The sequence below is a fragment of the uncultured Polaribacter sp. genome (assembly GCF_947501385.1).
In the GTDB taxonomy this organism is placed as follows: domain Bacteria; phylum Bacteroidota; class Bacteroidia; order Flavobacteriales; family Flavobacteriaceae; genus Polaribacter.
Genome location: NZ_CANMVP010000015.1, coordinates 42165 through 69039, shown reverse-complemented (window position 1 = coordinate 69039; position 26875 = coordinate 42165). Strand labels below are relative to the sequence as shown.

Below are 26875 nucleotides of genomic sequence, written 5' to 3'. Positions count from 1 at the left end.
TACCCTTGGGTCGAGGTTTTTCATTTTTAGGAGCGCTTGAACCTATAGTTCGAGAGAACACTTATAAATGCAATTTTTGACTTTTTGAAAGGGTAATTCAGCTCTTTTCCACTCTTTCTTGAGCAGTGCATTATTAAAAATATTGAACATAAATCGATGTGGCGCAACGCAACCTTTTATAATAGAATGTATCTAAATAAAAATATAAGAATGCGAATATTTCAGATAGTTTTCCTAAATAAGATAGTATTTTCTAAATAGACAATATCAAATCGTAAAATCTAATAAACATGAAAAGCGTACTTTTTTTGGTATTATTTTTCTCACTTTATACCCAGGCACAAATAAACTGGAATCTTGAAAACCCGATGGGTCTGCAAAATGGGATTTATTTTGTGGAGTCACCAGATCAATCGGAAAATTTTTATTTTTTTGGCAATTCTGTTTTATCATACCACGCAGATATCAACTCAATTGAAAACTTACCTGCTTTACCACAAGGTATATCACTCCGTTCTCCGTCTAATACATACAGTGCACCAGAACCTCACCTTGGCTTTCATTTGATATCAGATTCAAAATGGTTTATGGCCGAGCGCGAATCTCTTTATCGAACCACGGATTCTGGACAAAATTGGGAGGTACTTCTGAGCCTAGAACCAAATACAATTTACCAGAGCAGTGCGTGGTTTACTGATGTCCATTTTCCATCTGAAAATATAGGGTATGCCGTTGGTACAGCCAATAAGATTTTCAAAACAATTGATGGCGGTGATACCTGGAATGAAATACAATGGAGCGACTCAACAAAACCTTATAGAAGACTGAGTAATGTAAACTTTATATCAGAGGATAGAGGGTTTGCAATGGGTTATCAGGTAGACGATATTCTGTTGAATATAGGGGTGTTTTCTCCCTTGGTTTATTATACGGAAGATGGGGGGCAAACCTGGGAAGAAACCCTGTTTCCCGAGAGTGATCACCAGTATCTAGATGTTTATTTTGCTGACGATGACACTTTTTATCTTTCTCTTACCAACCGCAATTTTATTTTTCCTTTTGATAAACTTTATCGTTCGAATGGCGGGGGAGGAAATTGGGAAGAAGTCGGATTGCCAGGTCTTAGTTCTCTATCTTCATGTATTATCCGTGATATGCACTGGTTTTCGGCTCAGAGCGGTATTATGCTAGCATCATTGGATATTTCTGATCCAACAAATGCTGTTTATCGAACCACGAATGGTGGATTGACGTGGGAAGAAATCAGCCTAAATCAAGGTATCGAACAGTTTTTTTTAAAAGTTCCTAATTTACGGATGACCTTTACTGGTAACAGAGGAATAATAGCAGGGGCAACAGGTAATATTCTAATATCAGAAGATGCTGGACTTACATGGAGCAGTTTGCAACAAGGATTGCCTGATATCTACAGTATTTCTATCGGTGAAAATGTGTCATGGGCAGTTGGTTATGGCAATTACATTTTAAAAAGGAATAATGGTATTTGGGAAACCGTTGCGGGGTCACCACAAGCACCAACATCTACAGGATATCTTCAGGTTGACCATAAAGAAGACCGCTGTATATTGGTAGATGTATTCGGAACGCTCCATCTGTCAGAAGACAATGGACAAAATTGGACGAACAGGTTTCCTGAAAATGATATGTTAGTTAAGACTGCGATTCTGTCCGACGATTCTGTAATGGCTTTATTGTATTCAACTTCAGAGAAAGCGTTATTGTTTTATAGGGAAGCAAGTGATGGAACCCAGGAGTTATCTGTCATTAGCACTGTTCAACTTTCGCCTTCCCAATCAGCAATTTTTATTCTGCCTAATAATCAGGTTATTGTGAGAACATTGCTTAATGCTTACCGTTTTTCGAATAATGTCTGGTCAGAGATGTCAAACTTACCTCAAGATGCGTCTACTCAATCTATACAACTGACTCTAGATGGATTTGGTCTGGTTCAATCTGAATCAGGTGATTATTTTATGACTACAGATTTTGGGGAAAACTGGACTGAAATGAATATTGATCCTTCTGTTAGTAACACCCTTATGTTGGATTTAAGTAGTATTAAAGGAATGGTTCGTTTAGACGAAACAAATCTTATGGCTATGCTTCTTGGCTTTTCAGAGCCGAATGGAAGGGCTCAAACGATACTTCTTCACACCGAAGACAATGGTGCTCATTGGAACATGACAGACATTGGTATAAATACAGAACCCTTATTATTGGGAGATACTGCTTTTGAAGCCTTTGATGGCAAGGTATATATTGGAACTTCTAACGGAGCTATCATACAAGGCGACCTAAATATGCTTTCTATACCCCATCAAGAGCCTCAAAATCTCCAAGTTTTCCCAAACCCAGCATCTGAAGTTGTAACTGTTAAAGGTTTAGAGAAACAGCAGTCATACCACATTTATAATTTGACTGGTCAGATGGTTGGCAATGGCTATCTCAGCAGTTCAGGTCAAATAGATGTTTCCTATCTTAATCCTGGAATATATATTTTGAGTCTGGGTGATTTTACAACAAAGCTTGCCATTAAACGGTAGTATTTTATGGTAGTCACTTTCATTACTATCCCTATTTTAGCCACGAATTCATGAATGGATTGACATCCTATAATTATTTGATCTGAATTTCACAAGGTAGCTTATTTGTGTTTTTGTATGAATTCTTACTGAGAGAGCTCTAGATATGGCTTTGCAATACTATAGCTTAAGATTGCTAGCGCGCATAAAAGAGTATCTTGGCAAACTACAAACCCGTTACTTTTCCAAACAACAAAAACAAAATACCATTCATTTTTTCGCCAATGGCTTTTCGCAGTGTAGAAAATGCTCTGGTAATATGTGCCTCAACAGATTTTACGGAAATATTCAAATATGCTGCAATTTCCATATTGGTGAGTCCTTCTTGTTTGCTTAATAAAAAAGTTTGTTTGCATTTTGGAGGTAAATTCTGAATCTCACGTTGCATTAAGAGAATTAACCTTTCCAAAGTACTTTCATCTTCTTCAATAATAGCAGAAAGTTCATTGATATAGGTTTTTTCAAAAGGAAGCATTCTTTTTTGTTTTCGATAATAATCGATAAACGCATTATAGACAGATTTGTATAAAAAAGCTTGCAAAGAAAAGGCTGCTTTTAATTGCTGGCGTTTTTTCCAAATTTTAATAAAAACATTTTGTACAATATCTTCTGCATCAGCATCATCACGTGTTAACCCTGTGGCATATATACAAAGTCTATGGTGGTACCTATCCATAAGATATGTATATGCTTTCGCATCTCCATTTTTTAGTGAAGAAATCAAAAAAAGTTCATCAGAATAAGAAGAATTCATAATTAAATTAGAATAGAAATAATAGTAATTTGTATGCAAAGTATAAAAAAAAGTGATAAAAAGGTTAGGGTTGTGTTAATTTCTTGCGTAATAGATATAAATAAGCACAACATTAATGCGTACTCGAAACATCGAAAAACTAATTATTAAGTACCTCAATAGCAATGCATCAAAAGATGAGCTAGATGCGCTGACCCTGCTTTTAGCACATGAGAAAAACAAAAAAGTATTTAAAAGTTACATTAGAACCAATTACGGAATAGAATATACTATGAAGAAATTCAACACAGAGGAATCCAAGAAAAAATTATTGGAAATGATTCACAAAGAACAAAAGGTAATTCGCATGCGTAGGTTTCAAAAAATTACAACATACGCAGCTGTATTTTTAGTTTTTTTAGCAACAGGATACTTTTATTGGTATGGTGGCTTTGATAAAAAAGAGCAGTTAACCATTCCTGAAGAAAATATCACTTTAACGTTGAGTGATGGTCAAGTAAAGATTATCAATGCAGCGGAAGAAAAAGAAGTAAAAGATAGCAAAGGACAGGTACTTGGACACCAAAAGGGGAAAACACTAGCCTATGCAAAAAATAGCGAAATTAAAGAGTTGGTATACAACAAACTAACGGTTCCTTATGGTAAAAGATTTCAATTAACACTATCAGATGGCTCGCAAGTGTACTTAAATGCTGGCACATCTATTCAATACCCAGTAAAGTTTATAGAAGGCAAAGACAGGCAGGTAATTATTACGGGAGAAGCCTATTTTGAGGTAGCAAAAGACCAAAAACACCCATTTATTGTACATGCACAAGACTTAAATGTACGTGTATTGGGTACGGAATTTAATGTGGCAGCATATCCAGAAGATACTCATACAAATGTGGTTTTGGTAGAAGGTTCAGTAGGCATGCACGATAAAAACAAAGAGTTTAGAAAGCATACCACCACGGTTTTAAACCCAGGACTTATGGGGGTATTTAGAAAAGGAACCAAGCAGATTAGCACCCAAGAGGTAAACACCACTATTTATACCTCATGGATAAAAGGGAATGTGGTCTTTAGAAATGCAAGCTTTGCCAACATTGCTACAAAACTAGAACGACTCTACAATGTAACCATTATTAACAATAACAAAAAAATTGCATTAGAATCTTTTAATGCCAGTATCAACGTAGACAAAGAACCGATAGAAAAGGTATTAGAGTATTTTAACAAAGTATATAAAATAGACTATCAAATTGTAAACAATAAAATAGTGATACAATAATAACACCCCTGTTGTGCATTTTGATTCTAAATCGTATAACAAGGTCAGTTAGCATTCCGAAACCTCGGAAGAGAATATTAAATTATTAAAAAAAGCACCGCTTATGTAAACAAAAACAACAAAGTAGATCACTAAAGAAACTAGAAAACCAATAGTTAGATTATAAAAAGGAGCGTATCCCCATACTACTTTTTATAAAAGAAACGAAAGATAAAAAAAATCGGAATCCCGAATGCGACTCGGGATCCGATCGGTTGAAAGTGATTAAAAAAGAATGATGAACCACTTAAAACATTTAAAAATATGAAAAATCTTTTTACTTATAAAGAAAAGGTTGTACCCATTGTAAAAAACAACTTAAAAATGAAGTTATCTGTACTTTTTGCCTTTACCATGGTTTTTGCCATACAAGCAAATTCAAGCTTTGGGCAAGGTACCATTACGTTAGATGTAAAAGAAAAAGCTACGGTTGGTGGCGCATTTACGTCTATAGTTACTGTTTGATTTGTAACAACCTCAGAAGCACCTGTGCTATCTTTAATATTCGTTAATTTATAAATATAAGTTCCTTCTGTGGTAATATTTAGAGGCAACTCAGCTGAGTTTTCTGAAGGATTTGTACTAATTGTTTCTTCTGTACCGTTATTTATAGTGTAAGTAAAAGTATACGGAGCCATACCGTTCAAGCCTTCAAAAGTAATCGTTACAAGTTCACTTTCGCAGACTGTTGCTTTGTCAACAGAAATTGTTGCAGTTGGTGCAAAAAAAGAATTGAAAAAAGTATGTAAATGTGAATTGTTGCTAAAGATAAGACTGCTTATAAACAGAATAGACAAATAAGCAATTAGGGTTTTTGAGGTAAGTAGTTTTTTTCTGTGGAAAATCATATATAATTAACGGTGTACAAAATATCATTAAAATAATCTGGTTAATTTAGCAATAACACTAAATAGTATTTTGACTAAAATTTGAATATGATAAAATGAATCTTTTAGATATTCAAATTTATAACTATAACCCGTCATGCATTTTGATAAATTCTGTCAATTCGAGTGAATTTCACGATTGAAATAAGTGAAATTTGTATCGAGAATAAGAATTTTCGTTTCTAAACTAGTTCTCGATACGATTTTTTTTATCAAAAAATCACTCGAACTGACATTTTGGAATACATTTAACTCAAAATGCACAACGGGTAACTATAATAAAAAGTGAAGCTACGGGATTCCGTAAGACTTTTTACGATTAAACTTAATTAGTTCTTTTTTTTGTGACGAATTACTTACGTTTTGAGTTAATTATTTCTTAATAGCGTTAAAGAATTAATCTTTAATGACAAATTTTAAACAAATACTAGTGTATTTTTGTTTCGATATCAAATGTATATATGTCTACCAAAATAGTTAAAAAGAAAAAATACCGTTTTCTAAGAAGAACTTTACGTATACTTTTTGGAATTTTAATATTTTTAGCACTCCTAATTCTATTTATTAGAAGTCCTTGGGGACAAGATATTATCGTAGACAAAGTAGTCAACTATGTTTCAGACAAAACCAACACAGAAGTTGCCGTAGAAAAACTTTTTGTTACGTTTGATGGGGATGTACAATTAAATGGCCTTTATTTAGAAGACGAAAAAGGAGATACATTAATTTATTCTAAATCTTTAGAAGCCAATATTCCACTTTGGGGAATGATCAAGGGCGATGCTATTGGCGTAGATGATTTAGAATGGGAAGGTTTACGAGCAAATATCATTAGAAAAGACACAGTTTCTGGATATAACTTTCAGTTTTTAATAGATGCTTTTAGTTCAGGAAATACAAATTCAGTTGTTCAAGATTCAACAGCAAAACCATTCAATATTGTTGTTGGCAGTTTAAATTTAAAAGATATTGATGTAGATTTTAAAGACGATGTATTGGCTATAGATAGTAAATTTCAAGTTGGTACTCTTACAGCAGAGATGGAAGCTATAGACATTGAAAAAATGATTTTTAAGGTAAATGATATTCAACTTTCTGATGCAAAAATTAAATACATACAAAATCCGATAACAATAGTATTACCATTTGAAGAAATCCCGTTGCCTATATTATCTTCAGAAAGCATCACTATAAAAAATACAGCAGCATATTATAAATCTAATGTAGATGATATTCTTTTAGATGCTGATTTAAAAGACTTTTATGCTGAGATTCCTGAATTAAATTTAGTTGAAAAGAAATTTATTTTAAATACTGTTCAACTTAAAAATTCAGAGATTTTAGTTAGAATGAAATCTTATCCTGAAAATGGCAGTACAACCGCTACAACTAACACTTCGAGTACATTACTTTGGCCAGCAATTGAATTGGAACTACATAATTTAGCTTTAGAAAATAACACATTCAAATATTTTTTAAACGACGCAGTACTTCAGAAGAATGTATTCAATCCGAATGCAATTTCTTTACAAAACCTAAACTTAAACGCCACTGATATCTTTTTAAAAGAACAGCAAGCAGGTTTGCAGTTAAAACAATTTAATTTTAATGAATACACAAATCTAAATCTAAAGAAATTAGCATTTGATGCAAAAGTTACAGACAATAAATTAACAATACGTAATTTAGAACTTGCGTTAAATGACAATAAAATTGTTGGAGCTATTGAAATGCGATACAATTCGCTACCACAATTATTAGAGGCTCCAGAAACGACCAATGTTCGTGTAAACTTGCCTTCATTTGAATTTTGGTTAACAGAAGCTTTCAAGTTTCAACCCGCTTTACAGAAAAATGAATATTTAAAAAAATTAAGTGCAAAAAAAATCTACGGAAACTTAAATGCAACAGGTACATTAGCATCTATAGAGTTAAATAGCACAAATATTAATTGGGGAAAATTCACACAAATTTCAGCAGTTGGTAGCATAAAAAATAGTACAAAACAAGCATTACTTCAAGTAAATATTCCGAATTTTAAAATGGAAAGTAAGCGTGAAGATATTTTACAGTTGGTAGATGAAAGCCAATTAAATGTGCGCTTGCCAGAAGATCTATTACTTACAGGAAGTATAACGGGCTCTTTAGATGCCATTGCTACAGATGCAAAATTAACGACCACGCAAGGTGAAGCAACGGTAAAAGGTACTTTTAAAAATACAGACAAAATAAGTTATGACCTTACTGTAAAAATAGAAGATTATAATGTAGGTACGCTTTTAAAGAATCCTAAATTTGGGAATCTAAGTCTTACTTTAAACTCTAAAGGAAGCGGAAAAACCATTAACAATTTAGATGCTACTTTAAAAACAAATATTTCTAAATTTCAATTAAAAGACTATGCCATTAGAGATTTAAGTGTAAGCGGAGATTTTAAAGATGGTAAAGGGAATGTTACTTCTAAATATAAAGATAACAACTTAAATGTAGATTTAAATGCTTTTGTAGATTTAGATTCTATAGCAACAAAAGCCAATCTTAACTTAAATGTAATTGGTGCAGATTTAGAGGGTTTAGGTTTTATGAATCGAAATGTAAAAACGGGCATGGATCTTTCTTTGAATTTTAAAGGAAATTTAGAAAAATATGCAGTAAAAAGTACTATAAAAAACGGAGTTGTTGTTTATGATGATAGAACTTATTTGTTAGGACCTCTCAATGCAAACGCATTTGTAGATAAAGATACTACTGCACTAATTGTAAAAAATAAAATGTTAGATTTAAATTTACAATCTAACGTAGATCCGCAGACTTTTGGGAAAGCTTTGCAACGTCATATTTTTAGTTATTTTTATAGAGATGCAATCATTCCAGATACAATTGCCAATCCTGTTGATTTACAACTGAAAGCTAAAATTTCTCAAACACCTTTAATTAAAGATGTTTTCTTAGTAAATATCAAAGATTTAGACACTATTAAAATAGGGGTTGATTTTAAAGAATTAGACAGAAAATTAGTCGCTAATATTACCGCACCACATATTAATTATAGCGGAAATGAATTAGACAGTCTGGCTTTTTCTATGAATACAGATAAAGATAATTTTAATTTTAATTTGGGTTTTAAAAACATTACTGCAGGTCCTTTAGATGTTCCTAAAACAATCATAACGGGAAATCAAAAAAACAATGAATTAGCACTTAATTTTCTAGGATTCCATGAGGGCAAAAAACTGATGAATGTAAATACAAGCATTACAGGAAGCAGAGAACGATTAAAATTTACGGTAAACAATAAAGATTTAGTTTTAAATAAGCATAAGTGGGAAATTCCAGAAACGAATGAAATTATTTTAACAGATTCTGTCATTAGCTTTTCTGATTTTAGAATTACAAAAGGCAATCAATCTATAGAAGTTACAGACAAATCACCAGATATTCAGAAAAATCATATTGCTGTTAATTATAAGAATTTTGCAATTAGCGAAGTCTTTAACTACCTAAATCCAGAAAAACAAATTACCACAGGAATTTTAAGTGGGGATTTTGTTTTAGAACAACCTTTTGGAGATACAGGAATCATCGCTGATTTAGATATTAGTCAGCTAAAAGTTTTAAATACAGACTTTGGGAATTTAAGTATGAATGCAAAATCTTTAGGATATAGTAACTACGATTTTAATGTGAATTTAAAAGGTGGTGATATAAATTTAGACATAAAAGGAGACTATTTTGTAAGTAATAATGAGGCAAATCTAAATTTAGATGTACTTATTAATGAATTTAAAATGAAAGCATTAAATACGCTTTCTTTAGGTGAAATAAAAGAAACTTCGGGCAGCTTTTCTGGGGGTTTTAAAGTTACGGGCACAACTACAACGCCTAAATATAAAGGAAATTTAAAATTTACCAATGCAGATTTTAATATTACCAAACTCAATACAAAATTCACGTTAAAAAATGAAACTATACATATAGATAATAGCGGTCTTAGCATGTCTAATTTTACGGTTTTAGATGCAAAAAAGAATGCACTAGTATTGTCTGGCACAATAAAAACAGAAAGTTTTGTAAACCCAACATTTGATTTAAAAGTAAAAGCAAATAATTTTAGAATATTAAATGCCTCTAAAGAAGACAATCCGTCGCTGTATGGTAAAGCTTCTTTTAATGCAAACGCAAGACTTACTGGCGATTTGCAAATACCAAAATTAAACGCAGAAGTAACCTTAGGCTCAGATACAAATGTAACCTATGTAATTCCTTCCATTTATGCAAATGTAGAAGAGAGAGAAGGTATTGTAGAATTTGTAAATAGAGAAAACCCGAATGCTATTTTAACGCAGACTGAAGAACAAACAGCAACCATAACAGGTTTTGACATTTTTAGCAGAATAAAAATAAACAAAGAAGCAGCTGTTACCATTATTATTAATGAAGAAACAGAAGATAACTTTAAGGTTTCTGGTGAAGGAGATTTTATCTTTACAATGATTCCTAACGGAAGATTATCTTTAACAGGTGCTTATGAAATTTCTGAGGGTCACTATGAATTAAACTTATACAATTTAGTAAATAGAAAGTTTTCTTTGGCATCAGGAAGCCGAGTTTCTTGGTCAGGAGATCCTTTTGATGCAAAATTAGATGTAAGAGCCATTTACAATATAGAAACTTCCGCTTCACCATTAATGGCATCACAAATTTCTGGAGAAGATACTGCTGTAAGAAATAGATACAAACAAGTATTACCCTTTAATGTGTATTTAAATATTGATGGCGAATTATTACAGCCAAAAATATCCTTTAGTTTAAATATGCCAGAAGATGAACAAGGCGCAATTGGTGGGCAAGTATACGGACGTTTACAACAAGTGAATCAACAAGAAGATGAATTAAATCGTCAAGTTTTCTCACTTTTAGTATTGAATAGATTCTATCCAGATGCAGGAAGTGATGGGAGTGCTGGTGGTTTTGCAACCATTGCAAGAGACAATTTAAACGATGCAGTTTCTGGGCAACTAAATGCATTTTCAGATAAGATTTTAGGAGGTTCTGGGATCGAATTAGATTTTGGGTTGAATAGTTTTACAGACTATCAAGGAGATGCGCCAACAGATAGAACACAATTAGATATTGCAGCACAAAAGAAACTATTTAATGAGCGTTTAACCGTTAGAGTTGGTAGCGAGGTAGATATTCAAGGAAGCAGTGCAAATGGCGAAACAACGCCTTTAATTGGTAATGTAAGTTTAGAATATAAAATTACAGAAGATGGCAGGTATCGCATTAGAGGTTTTAGAAAGAGTGAGTTTGAAAATGTGATTGATGGGCAAACGATTGTTAGTGGTCTTGCTTTAATCTTTACAAAAGAATTTAATGAATTCAGTCAATTGTGGGATGCTATTCTAAGATCTCAAAGAGCCAAAAAAGAAGCAGAGGAGGCGCAAAAAGCAGCAAAAGTCAAAGAAGTAAACAAAGAAAAAGTGAATACCAAAAAGAAAACAAATTAAATTTTGAAAAACACAACTAAATATACTTGCATTTTATTTTTAGGAAGCCTTTTCATGTATGCTTGTGCGATTAAAAAATACATTCCAGAAGATAAAAGATTATACACAGGTGCCACTTTAGAGATAGATGCAGACCCTTCTGTACAAAAAGTAAACGACTTAAAAGAAGATTTAAAAACGGTTGTAAGACCAGCACCCAACTCTAAATTTTTAGGGATGCATCTAGGGTTGTATTATTACTATAAAAATCAGCAAGAAAAACCTGGTTTTGTAAATAAATGGATGTTTAAACAATTTGGGCAAGAACCAGTCTATCAGTCTGATGTAAATGAACTAGAAGTTGAAGAAATTTTAAGAAATAGATTAGAAAATCATGGTTTTTTCTACAGTACCATTGGTGCTACTTTTCAAGAGAAAGAGAAGGAAGCTGCAATTATTTACAATTTAAAAGTACCCGCACCATATAAAATGGCGAGCTATCAAATAGATAGTATGGTTTCGCCAATTTATAGCGATATAAAAAGCCTTACAACAAATTCGCCGTTTCCAGAAAATATGCGTTTTGATGTGGCAAACCTAAAACTAGAACGTCAAAGGTTAGATGTGGAATTAAAGAAGAAAGGATATTATAATTTCAATCCAGATTTTTTAATTTTTGAAGCAGATACCAATCAATATAAAAATAAAAAATTCGATTTATTTTTAAAACTAAAAGCAAAAGTTCCAAAAAAAGCAACCATTCCGTATAAAATAAAACGGATTAACGTATTTGCGAATTACCATTTAAAAGATTCTTCAACTGTTAATATCACGCGTTTTGAAAATAAAAATTACCACCAAGATTCGCTGTTTTTTAAACCGAAGTATTTAGATGATTTTATCACTTTAAAAGAAGGTGCTTTTTTTGACCCAATAACTTCGAAAAATACAGCAAGAAGACTTTCTACCATTGGTGCTTACAAGTTTGTGAATATTCAATACAAAGAATTAGATACCGTTGTAACAGACAACTTGGGGCTGTTAGAGGCCAATATTTTTCTTTCGCCTTTAACAAAAAGAGCCATTCGTGCAGAATTACAAGCGGTTACAAAATCAAATAATTTTGCAGGACCAAAACTGGCAATCACCTACAGTAATAGAAATTTATTTAAAGGAGGAGAAACTTTAAACATCAGTACCAATGTTGGTTATGAAACGCAAGTTTCTAGCGGTAACAATGCGGGTTTAAATAGTCTAGATCTGGGTTTAAAATCTGAACTTATTTTTCCTAGAGTAATTGCACCATTTTCTATTAATGAAGACTTTTTTGAATATTCTATTCCTAAAACTAAAACAAGTTTAGGTGTTAATTATTTAAGTAGAAGTAAATTGTATACCCTTTTATCTGGAAGTGCAAATTTTGGATATGTTTGGAATGCAAATAGATATATTACCTATGAATTTAATCCTATTTCTATAAATTATACAAGCTTGTCTAGTACAACTCCAGAATTTCAAGAGATATTAGATAATAATTCTTTTTTGCAACGTAGTTTTAATCAAGAGTTTATTAGCGGACTTACTTTTTCTTTTACTTATAATGAAATGTTAAATACGATACAAACGCATCAATTTTACTTTAATTCTACAGTAGATGTAGCAGGAAATAGTATCAGTCTTTTTGGAAAAGAAAAAAATGCTGGAGAACCTAAACAATTTTTGGGGTTAGAATATGCGCAGTATGCAAAAGCAGACATCGATGCAAGATATCACTATAATTTTGGTGATAAGAACGCGCAAACCATTGCCGCAAGATTATTTGCTGGTTACGGGTATGCTTATGGCAATTCTGATGTTGTTCCGTTTGTAAAACAGTATTTTTCTGGAGGCCCTTATAGTGTAAGAGCCTTTAATATTCGTTCTTTAGGTCCTGGAACTTATAATGAAAATGAAAATCCGAATTCAAATCCTGAAACAGTAAGTTCATTTTTCGATAAAACAGGAAATATTCGTTTAGAAGCAAATGTAGAATACCGTTTTCCTATTTATTCTTTCTTTAAAGGTGCGTTTTTTGTGGATGCGGGTAATGTTTGGAATTCAGTTTCAAATGATGCTTTTGATGATGAGAATGGAGAAGAGACAGATAAATTCACCTCTAATTTTATCAATGAATTGGGTATCGGTGCTGGTTTAGGATTGCGAGTAGATGTGCAAGGATTTGTAATTCGTTTTGATTTGGCAGCTCCCTTTCATGATCCTAGATTAGAGGAAGGTGAACGTTGGGATTTTAGAATCGACGAACCTGTTTTTAATTTTGCAATTGGCTATTCTTTTTAGAGAAGATTATGAAAACCTTGCGCAATTTTTTCTAAGGAAGCACTGTCTAAAATCATAATATTTTTTCCTTTAAAAGCAATAATTTTTTTCTTTTTAAATTCAGATAATAAACGAATTGCAGATTCTGTAGCAGTTCCTATAATATTAGAAAAATCTTCTCTAGAAAGTTGAATATCGATAGCGCCTTCACTATTTGTATCAAATTTAGTATGCAAGTATAAAAGCGTTTCAGCCAAACGTTGTTTTACCGTTTTCTGAGCCATATCTACAATGAGATTATCCGCATTTTTTAAAGAAGTAGCTAGATCTCTTAAAACACTCATCGAAAATGCATTGTTTCTCTGTAAATCTCTAATAATTTCTTCTTTCGGTATAAAACAAACCTCCATATCATTTAAAGCCACTGCAGAAAGGTTCGATACTTCATCAGAAATTAAACTTCGTTCTCCTAATAAATCTCCACGCTGAATCAAACTAATAATTTGATTTCTTCCATTTTCACTCATTTTAGAAACTTTACAAACACCATCTTTGATGCAAAAAATGCCATTTATAGGTGTTCCTTCTTCAAAAAGTACATCTCCTTTTTTTATGATTTTTGAAGTTTTACATTTAGACATTCTTACAACTTCTTCCTTAGAAAGATGTTTTAAAGAAGTAAACTGACGAACAATACATTGTTCACATTTGCTCATGATATTTGGTGGATTTGATTTCAAATATATAGAAAACCTGATAAATATCATGTTTTAAATTGAAGTCTTATTCGAAATTTGCAAAAGGCAAAAGAGTAAATATGAATGCTACACAATGTTACCACTGTGGCGATTCTTGTGATGATGATTCAATTGAATTGGATGAAAAAAATTTCTGCTGTAACGGTTGTAAAACTGTTTATGAGATTTTTTCTGAAAATGATTTGACTGGTTATTATAATTTTCAAGACAATCCAGGAGCCATTCCAACAGAGATTCAAGGAAAATATGATTTCTTGGAAACAGAAGAAATTGTTCAAAAATTAGTAGATTTTTCTGATGGAAATACACAGATAATAACGTTGTATATTCCACATATTCACTGTAGTTCTTGCATTTGGATCTTAGAAAACTTACACAAACTAAAATCAGAAATTTCCTCATCTCAGGTAGATTTTCCTAAGAAAAAAGTGAGCATCACTTATAACTCAGAAACAACCTCATTAAAAGAAATTGTTTTACTGTTAAGCAGTATTGGTTACGAACCTTATATCAGTTTAGAAGATTATGAAAGTGGCAAAAAAACAGTTGATAGAAGCTTAATTTACAAACTTGGAACTGCAGGTTTTGCCTTTGGAAACGTCATGTTTTTATCGTTTCCAGAATATTTTGAAGTGGACGGTTTTTGGATCGAAGAATATAAAAATATCTTTAGGTGGTTGATGTTTTTCTTCTCTCTTCCCGTCGTTTTTTATGCGGGAAAAGATTATTTTATATCTGCTTATAAAGGTTTGCGATCTAAAATTTTAAATATAGATGTGCCGATTGCTCTGGGTATTGCTGTACTTTTTATCAGAAGTACTATTGAAATTATTTTCGATTTAGGAACTGGTTTTTTTGACAGTTTAACTGGCTTGGTTTTCTTTCTATTATTGGGGAAATTCTTTCAGCAAAAAACCTATAATTTCTTGTCTTTTGAACGCGATTACAAATCTTATTTTCCTATTGCAGTTACACGCATTTTATCTGAAGGAAAAGAAGAAAATGTACAGATTTACGATGTAGAAAAAGGAGATCGATTGCTTATTAGAAATCAGGAATTAATTCCTGTAGATGGCATCTTAATCAACGGAAATGCAGAAATTGATTATAGTTTTGTTACTGGTGAAGCAGTACCTGTTTTAAAAACATCTGGCGATAAATTGTTTGCAGGTGGAAAACAATTATCTGGAGTTCTAGAAATGGAAGTTTTAGCTTCTGTTTCACAAAGTTATTTAACCCAATTATGGAGCAATGCTATTTTTCAAAAAGAGAACACATCGCCTTTTAAAACCATCACAGATGCTATTAGTAAAAATTTTACGATTGCAGTGTTAACCATTGCTTTAATAGCAACTGCTTTTTGGTTGTATTTTGATGCTAGCAAAGCTTTAAATGTATGTACAGCCATTTTAATTATAGCTTGCCCATGTGCCATTGCATTAGCTGCACCTTTTACCTTAGGAAATATGTTACGCATCTTTGGAAGGCAAAAATTCTATTTAAAAAATACAACTGTCGTAGAGCAATTAGCAAAAATAGACACTATAATTTTTGATAAAACAGGAACTTTAACAACCAACAAAGAAAATACAATTTCTTATGATGGCGTTCCCTTAAATCGGCAACAAAAAAGCATTTTAAAAAGTTCTTTGAGGGCTTCTAATCATCCTTTAAGTAGAACCTTATACAATACCTTTAAAGAAGCCGAAAATGTAAAAATTTCAAATTTTAAAGAAACTGTAGGCAAAGGAATTCAAGTTACTTACAAAGCTATTGACCTCAAATTAGGGTCGGCTGCTTTTGTTCAAAATAACAATGAAAAGTCAACTTTAGATACTTCTGTTCATATCTGTTTCGATGAAGTCTATAAAGGGAAATACACATTTAAAAATTCGTATAGAGCAGGTGTAAAATCATTATTTAATAGTTTAAAAAACGATTATCATTTGGCAGTTGTTTCTGGAGACAACGAAGGAGAAAAGAACTATTTAGAAGAAATTTTACCTGAAAGAACAACTTTTTTATTCAATCAACAACCAGCAGATAAATTAAATGTAGTGGCAGCTCTTCAAAAGAAAGATAAAAAAGTAGCCATGATTGGTGATGGTTTGAATGATGCGGGTGCTTTGGCACAAAGTGATGTTGGTATTTCTTTGTCAGAAAATATCAATGTGTTTTCTCCTGCATGCGATGCAATTTTAGATGCTTCTAAATTTCATAAAATTGGCAGTTTTATAAAGGCATCTAAAAAGGCAATTCAAATTATAAAATACTGTTTTGTGTTGTCTTTGTGTTATAATAGTATTGGTTTGTACTTTGCTGTTACAGGTCAATTAACACCCATTATAGCGGCAATTTTAATGCCGTTAAGTTCCATTAGCATTGTAATTTTTACAACAATTTCAACAAATATTTTAGGAAGTAAAATAAAGTTGTAAAATGTCTCCTCGAGCGCAGTCGAGAGGTTTATTAGGTATTGATTACACCTGGTTAGAGAAACGTTAAATCAATTAAAATTAAGAGTGTCGTTTCCGAAATTTGGAAAGAGCTTGTCGAAGTGCATGTATGTTCAAAAGTTCAAAAGTTTGAAGTTCAGGGTTCAATTACACCACATAAACATATAAAAAAAATAAACTATGTGCCTATGTGTTTTTTTAATATTTAAAACAAAAAATTATGAAAGTAGCCTCATTTTTAGAAGACATAAAATTTAATACCAGCAAACCAGCTGTTTCAATGTTGTTAGAAACCGATTTTTCAAAAGAAATACGAATTGTATTTAAAAAAGGGCAGCTAATGAAAGATCACAAAGCGCCATTTCCAATTGTTGTGCAGGTATTAAAAGGAAGTATAAATTTTGGCATCCAAGCAGAAATAAAACAGTTGAATACAGGTGATTTAATCACATTAAATTCAAACACCGTTCATAATCTTACGGCGACTGAGGAAAGTATTGTACGGTTGACCTTATCAAAATCAGACAGCTTCAAAAGAGTAGAAAAAGTTTTATAAAATATGGAATCACTCATTCAGAAATACAACATTCCAGGGCCTAGGTATACAAGTTACCCAACGGTACCTTATTGGAACAAAAACGGAATTGACAAACAAGATTGGATTGCTTCGCTTCAGAAATCGTTTTTAGAAAGCAATGCATCAGAAGGAATTAGTATTTATATCCACTTGCCATTTTGCGAGAGCCTGTGTACATTTTGTGCATGTCATAAACACATTACAAAAAGGCACGGAGTAGAAGAGGAGTATATAGAAACCGTATTAAAGGAGTGGAGATTATATGCGAATTTGTTTGACGAAACTCCGATAATTAAAGAATTGCATTTAGGCGGCGGAACACCTACTTTTTTCTCAAAAGAAAACCTACAATATTTAATAGATGGTATTTTTTCAATCGCTAAAAAACATCCTGAATCAGCCTTTAGTTTTGAGGGGCATCCAAACAACACCACCAAAGCACAATTACAAACCTTATTCGATTGTGGTTTTACAAGAGTTAGTTTTGGTGTGCAAGATTACAATGAGAAAGTACAGCAAGCCATTCATAGAATACAGCCTTTTGAAGCGGTTAAGAAAGTAACCAAATGGTCAAGAGAAATTGGATATACTTCTGTAAGTCACGATTTAATTTTCGGCTTGCCATTTCAAACCAAAGAAAATGTAATTCATACCATCAATAAAACCAAAGAATTACAGCCAGATAGAATTTCATTTTACAGTTATGCACATGTTCCTTGGGTAAAAGGAGTGGGACAAAGAGGTTTTAATGAGTCTGATTTACCAAAAGACGAAGAGAAAAGAGCACTTTATGAAATAGGCAAAAAACTATTTTCGGCATTGGGTTATGAAGAAATAGGAATGGATCATTTTGCTTTAAAAACCGATAGCTTATATAAGGCAACCATCAACAAAACATTGCATCGGAATTTTATGGGATATACCGCCAATAAAACCCAATTAATGGTGGGTTTAGGAATGTCTGCAATTTCCGATTCTTGGTATGCGTTTGCACAAAATGTAAAAACGGTAAAAGAATATCAGCAGTTGGTAAATAAGGGAGAAATCCCCATTTTTAGAGGACATTTATTATCTACTGAAGACGGCATTATAAGAAAGCATATTTTAAATATGATGTGTCATTTTTCCACTTCGTGGGATAAAGAGGCTCTGAAAATTCATAATATTCAGCAGCACTTAAAACTGCTAAAAGAAATGGAAAAAGATGGTTTGGTTCAAATTGATGAGAATAAACTTTCAATTCCTGAAAAGGCAAGACCATTTGTACGAAATATTTGCATGGCTTTTGATCTTCATTTATTGAAAAATAAGCCTAAAACACAGTTGTTTTCTATGACAATTTAATTTGGGTAGAAAAGACACTAATTTTACAAATTGCACTTATTTTTCATGCAGTAAACCGTAATATTTGTCATGCTCTAAGCATCTTACATAAGAGTGAGAAGTTGTAGGTAAGATTCTTTGAAAAAGACAAATTGGGTGGAAAATTTTGTGTAAAGCAAACCGTAAAGTTTGTCATGCTGGAAGCATCCCACACAAGAGTGAGAAAGTGTACGTGAGATTCTTTCAGAATGACAAACAGAATGGAAAACTATATCAAAATTAAAAGCGAATTTTACTTTAATTTTTCTCAAACCTTCAAATCTTCATTTTTTCATTTCCTTAACATTTTTTCAAGAAATATGACATTTGTCATATTTTAAGAATTGGACCCAACTTATTTTTGATGTATCAAATTATCAGGCAAGATATGAGCGTAATATACCTACTACTAGCACTAAGTATTTTAGTGGCAATTGTATTCTTTATCGCATTTATGTATTCAGTAAAAAAAGGACAATATGATGATGCATATACACCTTCTATTCGTATGCTGTTTGATGATGAACTGGTAAAAGAAAAACAAGAAAAATTAACCAAAGACTAAATTTTATATTATGGAAATGCAACAATTTTATTACGATAATAAAATCGTAAAAAAATTCATCTACGCAACCTTATTGTGGGGAATCGTAGGATTCTCAGTAGGCTTGTTGTTAGCATTTATGTTTTTATTCCCCAATGTAACAGACGGAATTTCATGGTTAAGTTTCGGTCGTTTAAGACCTTTACATACCAATGCCGTAATTTTTGCTTTTGTAGGAAATGCAATCTATGCAGGAGTCTACTACTCGCTTCAAAGATTGTTAAAAGCAAGAATGGCAAGTAACTTTTTAAGTAATTTTAACTTTTGGGGCTGGCAATTAATTATTGTTGCCGCCGCAATTACACTTCCATTAGGGTATACATCATCAAAAGAATACGCAGAATTAGAATGGCCAATAGATATTGCCATTGCTTTGGTTTGGGTTGCTTTTGGTGTCAACATGATTTGGACGATTTTGCAAAGAAGGCAACGTCATCTATACGTGGCAATTTGGTTTTATCTAGGAACTTTTGTAACCGTTGCAGTATTGCACATATTTAATAGTCTTGCATTACCAGTTAGTTTTTTAAAATCGTATTCTGTGTATGCAGGAGTGCAAGATGCACTTGTACAATGGTGGTATGGTCATAATGCAGTAGCATTTTTCTTAACAACACCATTTTTAGGATTGATGTATTATTTTGTTCCAAAAGCAGCGAATAGACCTATATATTCTTACAGACTGTCTATTGTACACTTTTGGTCTTTAATTTTTATTTATATCTGGGCAGGACCGCACCACCTGTTATACACCTCTTTACCAGATTGGGCGCAAAATTTAGGAGTCGCTTTTTCTGTAATGCTTTTAGCACCTTCTTGGGGAGGAATGATAAATGGACTGTTAACCTTAAGAGGTGCTTGGGATAAAGTAAGAACAGACCCCGTTTTAAAATTTATGGTGGTTGCAATTACGGGGTATGGAATGGCAACTTTTGAAGGGCCATTATTGTCTCTTAAAAATGTAAATGCAATTGCTCATTTTAGTGATTGGATTATTGCACACGTGCATGTAGGCGCATTAGCTTGGAATGGTTTCCTTGCATTTGGGATGTTGTATTGGATGATTCCACGATTATTTAAAACAAAACTGTATTCAGTTGCATTGGCGAACGTCCATTTTTGGGTAGGTACTTTAGGAATTATTTTATATGCTTTACCAATGTATGTTGCAGGTTTTGTACAAGCTTCTATGTGGAAACAATTCAATCCTGATGGTTCTTTAACCTATGGAAATTTCTTAGAAACGGTAAACGAAATCATCCCTATGTATTGGATGCGTGCCATTGGAGGAAGTATGTATATTTTGGGTGCATTTATAATGTTGTACAATGTAATTAGAACCGTAAGAGCAGGAAGCAATGTTACAGATGATTTAGCAGAAGCACCTGCTTTAAAGAAAGTACCAAAATATAGAACTAAAGGAGAAGGTTGGCATACTTGGTTAGAGAGAAAACCAATTAAATTAACAATTTATGCAACCATTGCCATTTTAATTGGAGGTATTGTTCAAATTGTACCCACATTATTGGTCAAGTCTAATATTCCAACAATTAGTAGTGTAAAGCCTTATACTCCTTTAGAGTTAGAAGGACGAGATATTTACATTAGAGAAGGTTGTGTGGGCTGTCACTCACAAATGATAAGACCTTTTAGAAGTGAAGTAGAACGTTATGGAGAATACTCTAAAGCAGGAGAATTTGTATACGATCATCCATTTTTATGGGGAAGTAAACGTACTGGACCCGACTTGCACAGAATTGGTCAAAAATATAATGATAGTTGGCATTTGAATCACATGTATGATCCTCAAAGTACCTCTCCAGGATCTATTATGCCTTCTTACAAATGGCTGATAGCAAATGAGCTTGATAAATCTGCTACAGAAGAAAAGATGAAGGTGATGGTTCGTTTGGGAGTTCCGTACACAGAAGAAGAAATAGCAAATGCGCAAGAACACATGTTGGCACAAGGAACTACAATAGAAGAAAACTTATATGCAGATCCAGATTTTGCTAAAAATTACGATGCAGATAAAAAGTATTCAGAAGAAAACGGGAAAGCTTTTGTTGAAATGAAAAACAGAGAAATTACAGCAGTCATTGCATACATTCAACGTTTAGGAACAGATATTAAAGTAAAAGACGATCAAAAAGCCACTAAAAACTAGGAAGCATGTTAAAATTCGTAAAAAATCATATGGAAAGTATTGCAGGCATAGAAATTTATCCATTGATATCATTATTGATATTTTTCACTTTTTTTGTCATTTTATTTTGGTGGGTATTTACCGCAAAAAAAGAATATATAGAGACCGTGAGTAACCTACCATTAGACCATTAAAAATATTAAAAATGAAAAGATCTTTTCAATCTACAGTATATGTAATTTTTGTACTTGTTACGTTTATAGCACTTGCAAAAGCGTTTATGGTGTACGAAAACCCATTCAATATTTATGAAAATCCATTAGTTTGGTTGGCTTTAATCGGTTTTGTTTTGGTGGTGGTTTTAAAGGAAGTGGTGCATAGTTTAGCCCTAAAAAGAGCCACGGAATTACAAAATGAAAAAGACGGGATTTTGCCTGAAGATCCAAACCTTTGGATCAAAAAATTACTCGTAAAGTGGACGAGAGCAAAGTCTATTGAAAATGAAGAGGAAATTGTTTTAGATCATGATTATGATGGAATTAAAGAATTAGACAATGCATTGCCACCTTGGTGGATATATATGTTCTATGCAACCATACTTTTTGCCGTAGTGTATTTGGTGAGATTTCATGTACTAGATGGAGACACGCAAATTATGGAATATGACAAAGCAGTTGCGGAGGCGAGAGCTGCGTTAAAAGAATATAAGTCTACGGCGACAGATTTAATTACAGCAGAAAATGTGGTTTTATTAACTGATGAGAAAGACCTAAATAGAGGTAGAGCTGTTTTTAATTTAAACTGTGCTTCTTGTCACTTAAAAGATGGTGGAGGTTCTATAGGTCCTAATTTAACTGACGAATATTGGATTCTAGGTGGTGGACTTAAAAATGTTTTTAATACCATTTATAATGGTGGTAGAGATGGTAAAGGGATGATTGCCTGGAATAAAACGTTAAAAGCAGCAGATATTGCAAAAGTGTCTAGTTATGTGATTTCTTTACAAGGAACAACACCAGAAAAGGCGAAAGCTGCACAAGGAGAAAAGTGGGAAGAAGAATAATTGAAAAAGAAAATGTAGTAGTTATAATTAATTGAAATGGAAATATCCAAGGACGAAGTATTTAGAGATAGTATTGCTACAGTGAATTCTGAAGGAAAACGTTCTTGGATTTTTCCTAAAAAACCGAGTGGGAAATTTTATAAATACAGAACCTATGTTAGTTATTTTTTGTTAGCATTTTTGCTGTCGGCACCATTTATCAAAATTAATGGAAACCAGTTTTTGCTATTCAATGTTTTAGAACGTAAATTTAATATTTTTAGTTTTCCTTTTTGGCCACAAGATTTTCATTTATTGGTAATTTCAATGATTCTTGGGGTGGTATTTGTGATTCTTTTTACCGTAGTTTTTGGGCGCATTTTTTGTGGGTGGATTTGTCCACAAACCATATTTCTAGAAATGGTTTTCAGAAAAATAGAATATGTAATTGATGGTGATAGAGGCAAACAGATTCGTTTAGACAAACAACCTTGGAATGCAGATAAAATAAAAAAAAGACTTTTAAAATGGTGTATCTTTTTTGTGATTTCTTTCATCATTGCAAATGTGTTTTTAGCTTATTTAATAGGCGGAGATACCGTTATAAATTACATTAAAGGAAATCCTTTAGATAATATTAGTACGTTGATTTCTCTCACGATTTTTACAGGCGTTTTCTATTTTGTCTTTGCGTGGTTTAGAGAGCAAGTTTGCATTATTGCTTGTCCTTATGGTAGATTGCAAGGGGTTTTATTAGATAACAAAACCATTAATGTTGCGTATGATTATAAGCGTGGAGAAAGAGAGAAAGGAAGATCTAAATTCAAAAAAAATGAAGATAGAGCTGCTGTTGGAAAAGGAGATTGTATTGATTGCAAACAATGTGTGGTTGTTTGCCCCACAGGGATCGATATTAGAAATGGTACACAGTTAGAGTGTGTAAATTGTACGGCTTGCATTGATGAATGTGATCATATCATGGAAAGCATTAACCTGCCAAAAGGATTGATTAGATATGCAAGTGAAGATAACATCACGGAGAAAAAGCCTTTTGAATTTTCAGCAAGAATGAAAGGGTATTCTGCTGTGCTATTTATCTTAACAGGAATTTTAGCAGGAATGTTGTTTTTAAGGAATGATGTGGAAGCTACCCTTTTAAGGTTGCCAGGACAATTGTATCAACACAAAGAAAATAACATCATAAGCAATGTCTACACGTATAAAGTGATTAATAAAACTACGGAAGATATTAAAGATGTAAGCTATAAAATACTTTCTCACAAAGGAACTATTAAGTTGGTTTCTCATCAAAATTTTAAAGTTCCAAAACAGGGTTCAGCAGAAGGTACTTTATTTATAGAAATAAATGCAGCTGCTTTAAAAGGAGACAAAGACAAGTTAGAAATAGGAGTGTATAGTGAAGACAAATTAATTGAAACAACAAGAACCAATTTTTTAGCACCAAGAAGTTATAAATAAAAAACAGAAAACATGAAAATCAATTGGGGAACAGGAATTGTTATTGCTATTGTGGCATTTATGGGGTTTATCATGTATTTTGTAATTACGATGAGTACAGACAAAGCGTTTAAATATGATTTGGTCACAGAAAATTATTATCAAAAAGAATTAGATTTTCAAGATGAAATAAATGCAGAAAAAAATGCCATCAGATTAACAGAAAAAGTAACCATTCAAAGAACAGAAAAAGGTTTGGAAGTTGAATTCCCAAAAGAATTTACACCAGAAAATATTCAAGGAAAAGTGTTCCTATATAGACCATCTAATAAGCAGTTAGATTTTGAAATACCTATTTCAATCTCTACAACATATTTGCTCGTGCCTGAGAAACGTTTGTTAGGTGGTCGTTGGAACATTCATGTGGCTTTTAGTTACGAAAATAAAGAATACCTAGTCAAAAAAGAAATTCAATATTAATGTTTTTATCTGCAATTGTATTTGGTTTGTTGGGGAGTTTTCACTGCGTGGGAATGTGCGGACCCATAGCATTTATGTTGCCAATTGATAGAAAAAATAAAACAAAAGGCTTTTTTCAAATTTTAAGTTATCATTTTGGTAGATTGTTTACCTATAGTCTCATCGGCTTGCTATTTGGTTTTTTAGGGAAAGGATTTTATTTTTTTGGCTTTCAGCAACAAATTTCGATTGCTGTTGGAGTCTTCATGATCTTATTTATTTTATTTCCGAAGGTTTTTAAAAAAATAAACTTTTCAAAAAAAATAAGTAGACTTATTTTTAAAGTGAAAAATGCTTTAGGACAAGAACTCAAAAACAAAAGAAACGATACTTTTTTTACCATTGGTTTTTTAAACGGATTTTTGCCTTGTGGTTTGGTGTATATGGCGCTTTTTGGTGCATTGGCTACAACCAATGCTTTTTTTGGAAGTTTGTATATGTTTTTATTTGGTTTGGGTACCATTCCGTTAATGACCTCGGTAGTGTATGTAGGCAACTTTACAAAGGGTGCTTTTAGAAAAAAAATACAAAAAACCATTCCTGTAATTGTTGTTTTTATAGGGTTTCTTTTTATTTTAAGAGGTTTGGGGTTGGGCATTCCTTACATTTCTCCAACTCCGGTTTTAGAAGTAGTTTCTGCTAACAATGCTTGCCATTAAATCTTAGTTTATTTGTAAAACAATAAAAATGCTGGTTTTTTGTTGGATACTATGTTAAATCTTTCTTTGAAAAAGAATTCATAACAATAAAAATAATATATTTGATTTCTTTAAAAATACGAGAACTTTAATGAAGTTAACTTACATTAGAATTAGTCTTTTATGCATTGCTTTTTTTTCAATAAAAAATCAGGCGCAAGAGACTTTACCAATTTATACAGATTATCTGTCTGACAACGTATTTTTAGTGCATCCTTCTGCAGCAGGAATTGGAAATTCTAGTAAAGTAAGATTTACAGCAAGACAACAATGGTTTGATGTACCCAATGCGCCTTCTTTACAAACAATGAGCTTTCATACAAAGTTTGGTGAAGAATCAAATGCAGGTTATGGCTTGGTGTTGTTTAATGATAAAAACGGATTTCACTCTCAACAAGGTTTGCAAGGTACTTATGCATATCATTTACCAATGAGTGACGGTCGAATGTTCGAACAATTATCTTTTGGTTTGGCATTCTCGTTTGTACAAAATCAATCAGATCAAAGAACGTTTACGGGAGATCCTGCAGTAGCAGCTATTATAGAAAGTACCAGTTATTACAATGCAGATTTTAGTGTGGCCTATCATAGAGGAGGATTGTCTTCTTATTTTACTGTAAAAAATTTATTCTTAACCGCAAAAAATAATTTAAACATTCAAGAACCATTAGATTTAAGAAATTATGTGTTATCTGCTGGCTACTATTTTGGCAAAGAGAATGTTGTGCAATTAGAACCTTCTATTATGATTCAAATGAAGGAAGGTTTGGGTGAAAGAGTCGCAGATTTTAACTTAAAAGTGTATAAAATGTTGTCTCAAACCCAACTTTGGGGAGCCTTGTCTTATAGAAGAAATTTTGATGCCAATAGCATAGATAACGCTTCTTATATTTCTCCTATAATCGGTTTGAATTATAAGAATTTTATGTTTTCTTATGCATATACAAGACAGTTAAATGATGTTCTTTTTGCAGATGCTGGCTTTCATCAAATATCTTTAGGAATTAATTTATGGACGAGAGAGCCTAGAGCAGCTGCATGTCCTAACATCAATTCAATTTACGGAGGATTTTAAAAATCTTTTTCAGTAATACATATCTTTTTCCCTTCAATAGTTTTTAGTAAATTCTCTAGAGAAGTTTTTTCTTTATTGATGAAGATTTCATGTTGCGGTACATAATTTTTATCAGTATTTAATAAATGATGTTTGCTTAAAATAGCTTTTGTTTGTTTGGCAACAGCTTCCCCAGAATCTATAATTTGAATTCTATCACCAACAATTGCTCTAATTTGTGGAATTAAATAAGGATAATGTGTACAGCCTAAAACCAAAGAATCGATATTTTTAGAAATCATGGGTTTTAAAAAAGAAGTTAATAAAGTTGTCATTTCTTTAGAATGCAATTTTCCTCCTTCAATAAGTTCTACAAGTCCTTTCCCGATAGTTTCTTTTATCTGAATTTTTTTTCTGATGTTACTAGAAGTTTTTTCAAATAAATTGCTATTCAGCGTTCCTTTGGTTGCTAAAATTCCGATGGTATTTGTTTTTGTTATTAAGGCTGCTGGTTTTATAGCAGGTTCTATACCAATAAAGGGAATGTTATAATGAGTTCTTAAATATTCAATAGCGTTTGTTGTAGCTGTGTTGCAGGCAACTACAATTAGTTTGCAATCTTTCTGAAGTAAAAATGCTGTATTTTTTTTACACAGTGCTACTATTTCTTCTGTTGATTTCTCACCATAAGGCGCGTTTTTACTGTCTGAAAGATAGATAGTGTTTTCATTTGGTAGCAGTGCAATTACTTCTTTCCATATAGAAGTTCCGCCGACACCAGAATCAAAAAAACCAATAGCATTTGAAATAGATTTCATAAGGAGTAAAAATAAAAAAACC

19 protein-coding genes are annotated in these 26875 nt (G+C 32.4%); 15 read left to right on the top strand and 4 right to left on the bottom strand.

The features are described 5' to 3' along the window. The first annotated feature begins 290 nt into the window (after positions 1–290). Positions 291–2564 (top strand): T9SS type A sorting domain-containing protein, encoded by a 2274-nt coding sequence (locus Q0998_RS11100; RefSeq protein WP_299670005.1) that lies wholly within the window; start codon positions 291–293, stop codon positions 2562–2564. A 205-nt stretch (positions 2565–2769) separates the two neighbouring features. Here the strand turns inward: Q0998_RS11100 and Q0998_RS11095 are convergent, their stop codons facing one another. Further along, the gene (locus Q0998_RS11095) at positions 2770–3357 is read right to left on the bottom strand and encodes an RNA polymerase sigma factor (RefSeq protein WP_299670003.1); all 588 of its coding nucleotides are present in this window, start codon (positions 3355–3357) and stop codon (positions 2770–2772) included. 115 nt (positions 3358–3472) lie between these two features. Between Q0998_RS11095 and Q0998_RS11090 the strand changes: the two genes are divergently transcribed. Continuing rightward, positions 3473–4630, top strand: coding sequence for a FecR family protein (locus Q0998_RS11090; RefSeq protein ID WP_299670001.1), 1158 nt, complete (start codon positions 3473–3475; stop codon positions 4628–4630). A 320-nt stretch (positions 4631–4950) separates the two neighbouring features. Here the strand turns inward: Q0998_RS11090 and Q0998_RS11085 are convergent, their stop codons facing one another. Beyond that, positions 4951–5517, bottom strand: coding sequence for a hypothetical protein (locus Q0998_RS11085; RefSeq protein ID WP_299669999.1), 567 nt, complete (start codon positions 5515–5517; stop codon positions 4951–4953). A gap of 500 nt (positions 5518–6017) precedes the next feature. On the opposite strand from Q0998_RS11085, the gene Q0998_RS11080 reads away from it, so the two are divergent. After that, positions 6018–11066 carry a translocation/assembly module TamB gene (locus tag Q0998_RS11080; protein ID WP_299669997.1) on the top strand — a complete coding sequence of 1683 codons (5049 nt, stop codon included), beginning with the start codon at positions 6018–6020 and terminating at the stop codon, positions 11064–11066. A gap of 54 nt (positions 11067–11120) precedes the next feature. Continuing rightward, positions 11121–13382: a BamA/TamA family outer membrane protein gene (locus Q0998_RS11075; protein WP_299670075.1), complete on the top strand. Its 2262-nt coding sequence runs from the start codon at positions 11121–11123 to the stop codon at positions 13380–13382. On the opposite strand, the gene Q0998_RS11070 is transcribed toward Q0998_RS11075, so the two are convergent. Further along, entirely contained in the window at positions 13379–14077 is a 699-nt protein-coding gene (locus Q0998_RS11070; protein ID WP_299669995.1) for a Crp/Fnr family transcriptional regulator, read from the bottom strand. The two genes, Q0998_RS11075 and Q0998_RS11070, sit on opposite strands and share 4 nt — an antisense overlap. A gap of 101 nt (positions 14078–14178) precedes the next feature. Here Q0998_RS11070 and Q0998_RS11065 point away from each other — a divergent pair, with 101 nt between their 5' ends. The 11 genes from Q0998_RS11065 (at position 14179) to Q0998_RS11015 (ending at position 26056) form a co-directional block, all read left to right on the top strand. Further along, positions 14179–16557: a heavy metal translocating P-type ATPase metal-binding domain-containing protein gene (locus Q0998_RS11065; protein WP_299669993.1), complete on the top strand. Its 2379-nt coding sequence runs from the start codon at positions 14179–14181 to the stop codon at positions 16555–16557. A 238-nt stretch (positions 16558–16795) separates the two neighbouring features. Next, positions 16796–17131: a cupin gene (locus Q0998_RS11060; protein WP_299669991.1), complete on the top strand. Its 336-nt coding sequence runs from the start codon at positions 16796–16798 to the stop codon at positions 17129–17131. Positions 17132–17134: 3 nt separating this feature from the next. After that, positions 17135–18496, top strand: a complete 1362-nt coding sequence (gene hemN / locus Q0998_RS11055; protein WP_299669989.1) for an oxygen-independent coproporphyrinogen III oxidase — start codon at positions 17135–17137, stop codon at positions 18494–18496. Positions 18497–18902: 406 nt separating this feature from the next. Then, the gene (gene ccoS / locus Q0998_RS11050) at positions 18903–19079 is read left to right on the top strand and encodes a cbb3-type cytochrome oxidase assembly protein CcoS (RefSeq protein ID WP_299669987.1); all 177 of its coding nucleotides are present in this window, start codon (positions 18903–18905) and stop codon (positions 19077–19079) included. A 10-nt stretch (positions 19080–19089) separates the two neighbouring features. Next, entirely contained in the window at positions 19090–21285 is a 2196-nt protein-coding gene (gene ccoN, locus Q0998_RS11045; protein ID WP_299669985.1) for a cytochrome-c oxidase, cbb3-type subunit I, read from the top strand. A 5-nt stretch (positions 21286–21290) separates the two neighbouring features. After that, on the top strand, positions 21291–21458 hold the full coding sequence (locus Q0998_RS11040) for a CcoQ/FixQ family Cbb3-type cytochrome c oxidase assembly chaperone (protein ID WP_299669983.1): 168 nt from the start codon (positions 21291–21293) through the stop codon (positions 21456–21458). Positions 21459–21469: 11 nt separating this feature from the next. Beyond that, entirely contained in the window at positions 21470–22327 is an 858-nt protein-coding gene (locus tag Q0998_RS11035) for a cbb3-type cytochrome c oxidase N-terminal domain-containing protein (RefSeq protein WP_299669981.1), read from the top strand. 36 nt (positions 22328–22363) lie between these two features. Beyond that, a complete protein-coding gene (ccoG, locus tag Q0998_RS11030; protein WP_299669979.1) occupies positions 22364–23785 on the top strand; it encodes a cytochrome c oxidase accessory protein CcoG in 1422 nt (473 codons plus the stop codon). Positions 23786–23797: 12 nt separating this feature from the next. Then, complete coding sequence (locus Q0998_RS11025) at positions 23798–24244, top strand: FixH family protein (protein WP_299669977.1); 447 nt, start codon at positions 23798–23800, stop codon at positions 24242–24244. Beyond that, positions 24244–24942, top strand: coding sequence for a sulfite exporter TauE/SafE family protein (locus Q0998_RS11020; protein WP_299669975.1), 699 nt, complete (start codon positions 24244–24246; stop codon positions 24940–24942). The genes Q0998_RS11025 and Q0998_RS11020 overlap by 1 nt, the downstream gene beginning before the upstream one ends. 130 nt (positions 24943–25072) lie before the next feature. Continuing rightward, positions 25073–26056 carry a type IX secretion system membrane protein PorP/SprF gene (locus Q0998_RS11015; protein ID WP_299669973.1) on the top strand — a complete coding sequence of 328 codons (984 nt, stop codon included), beginning with the start codon at positions 25073–25075 and terminating at the stop codon, positions 26054–26056. Here Q0998_RS11015 and murI read toward each other — a convergent pair. Continuing rightward, on the bottom strand, positions 26053–26853 hold the full coding sequence (gene murI / locus Q0998_RS11010) for a glutamate racemase (RefSeq protein ID WP_299669971.1): 801 nt from the start codon (positions 26851–26853) through the stop codon (positions 26053–26055). The genes Q0998_RS11015 and murI overlap by 4 nt on opposite strands. Positions 26854–26875: the final 22 nt, after the last annotated feature.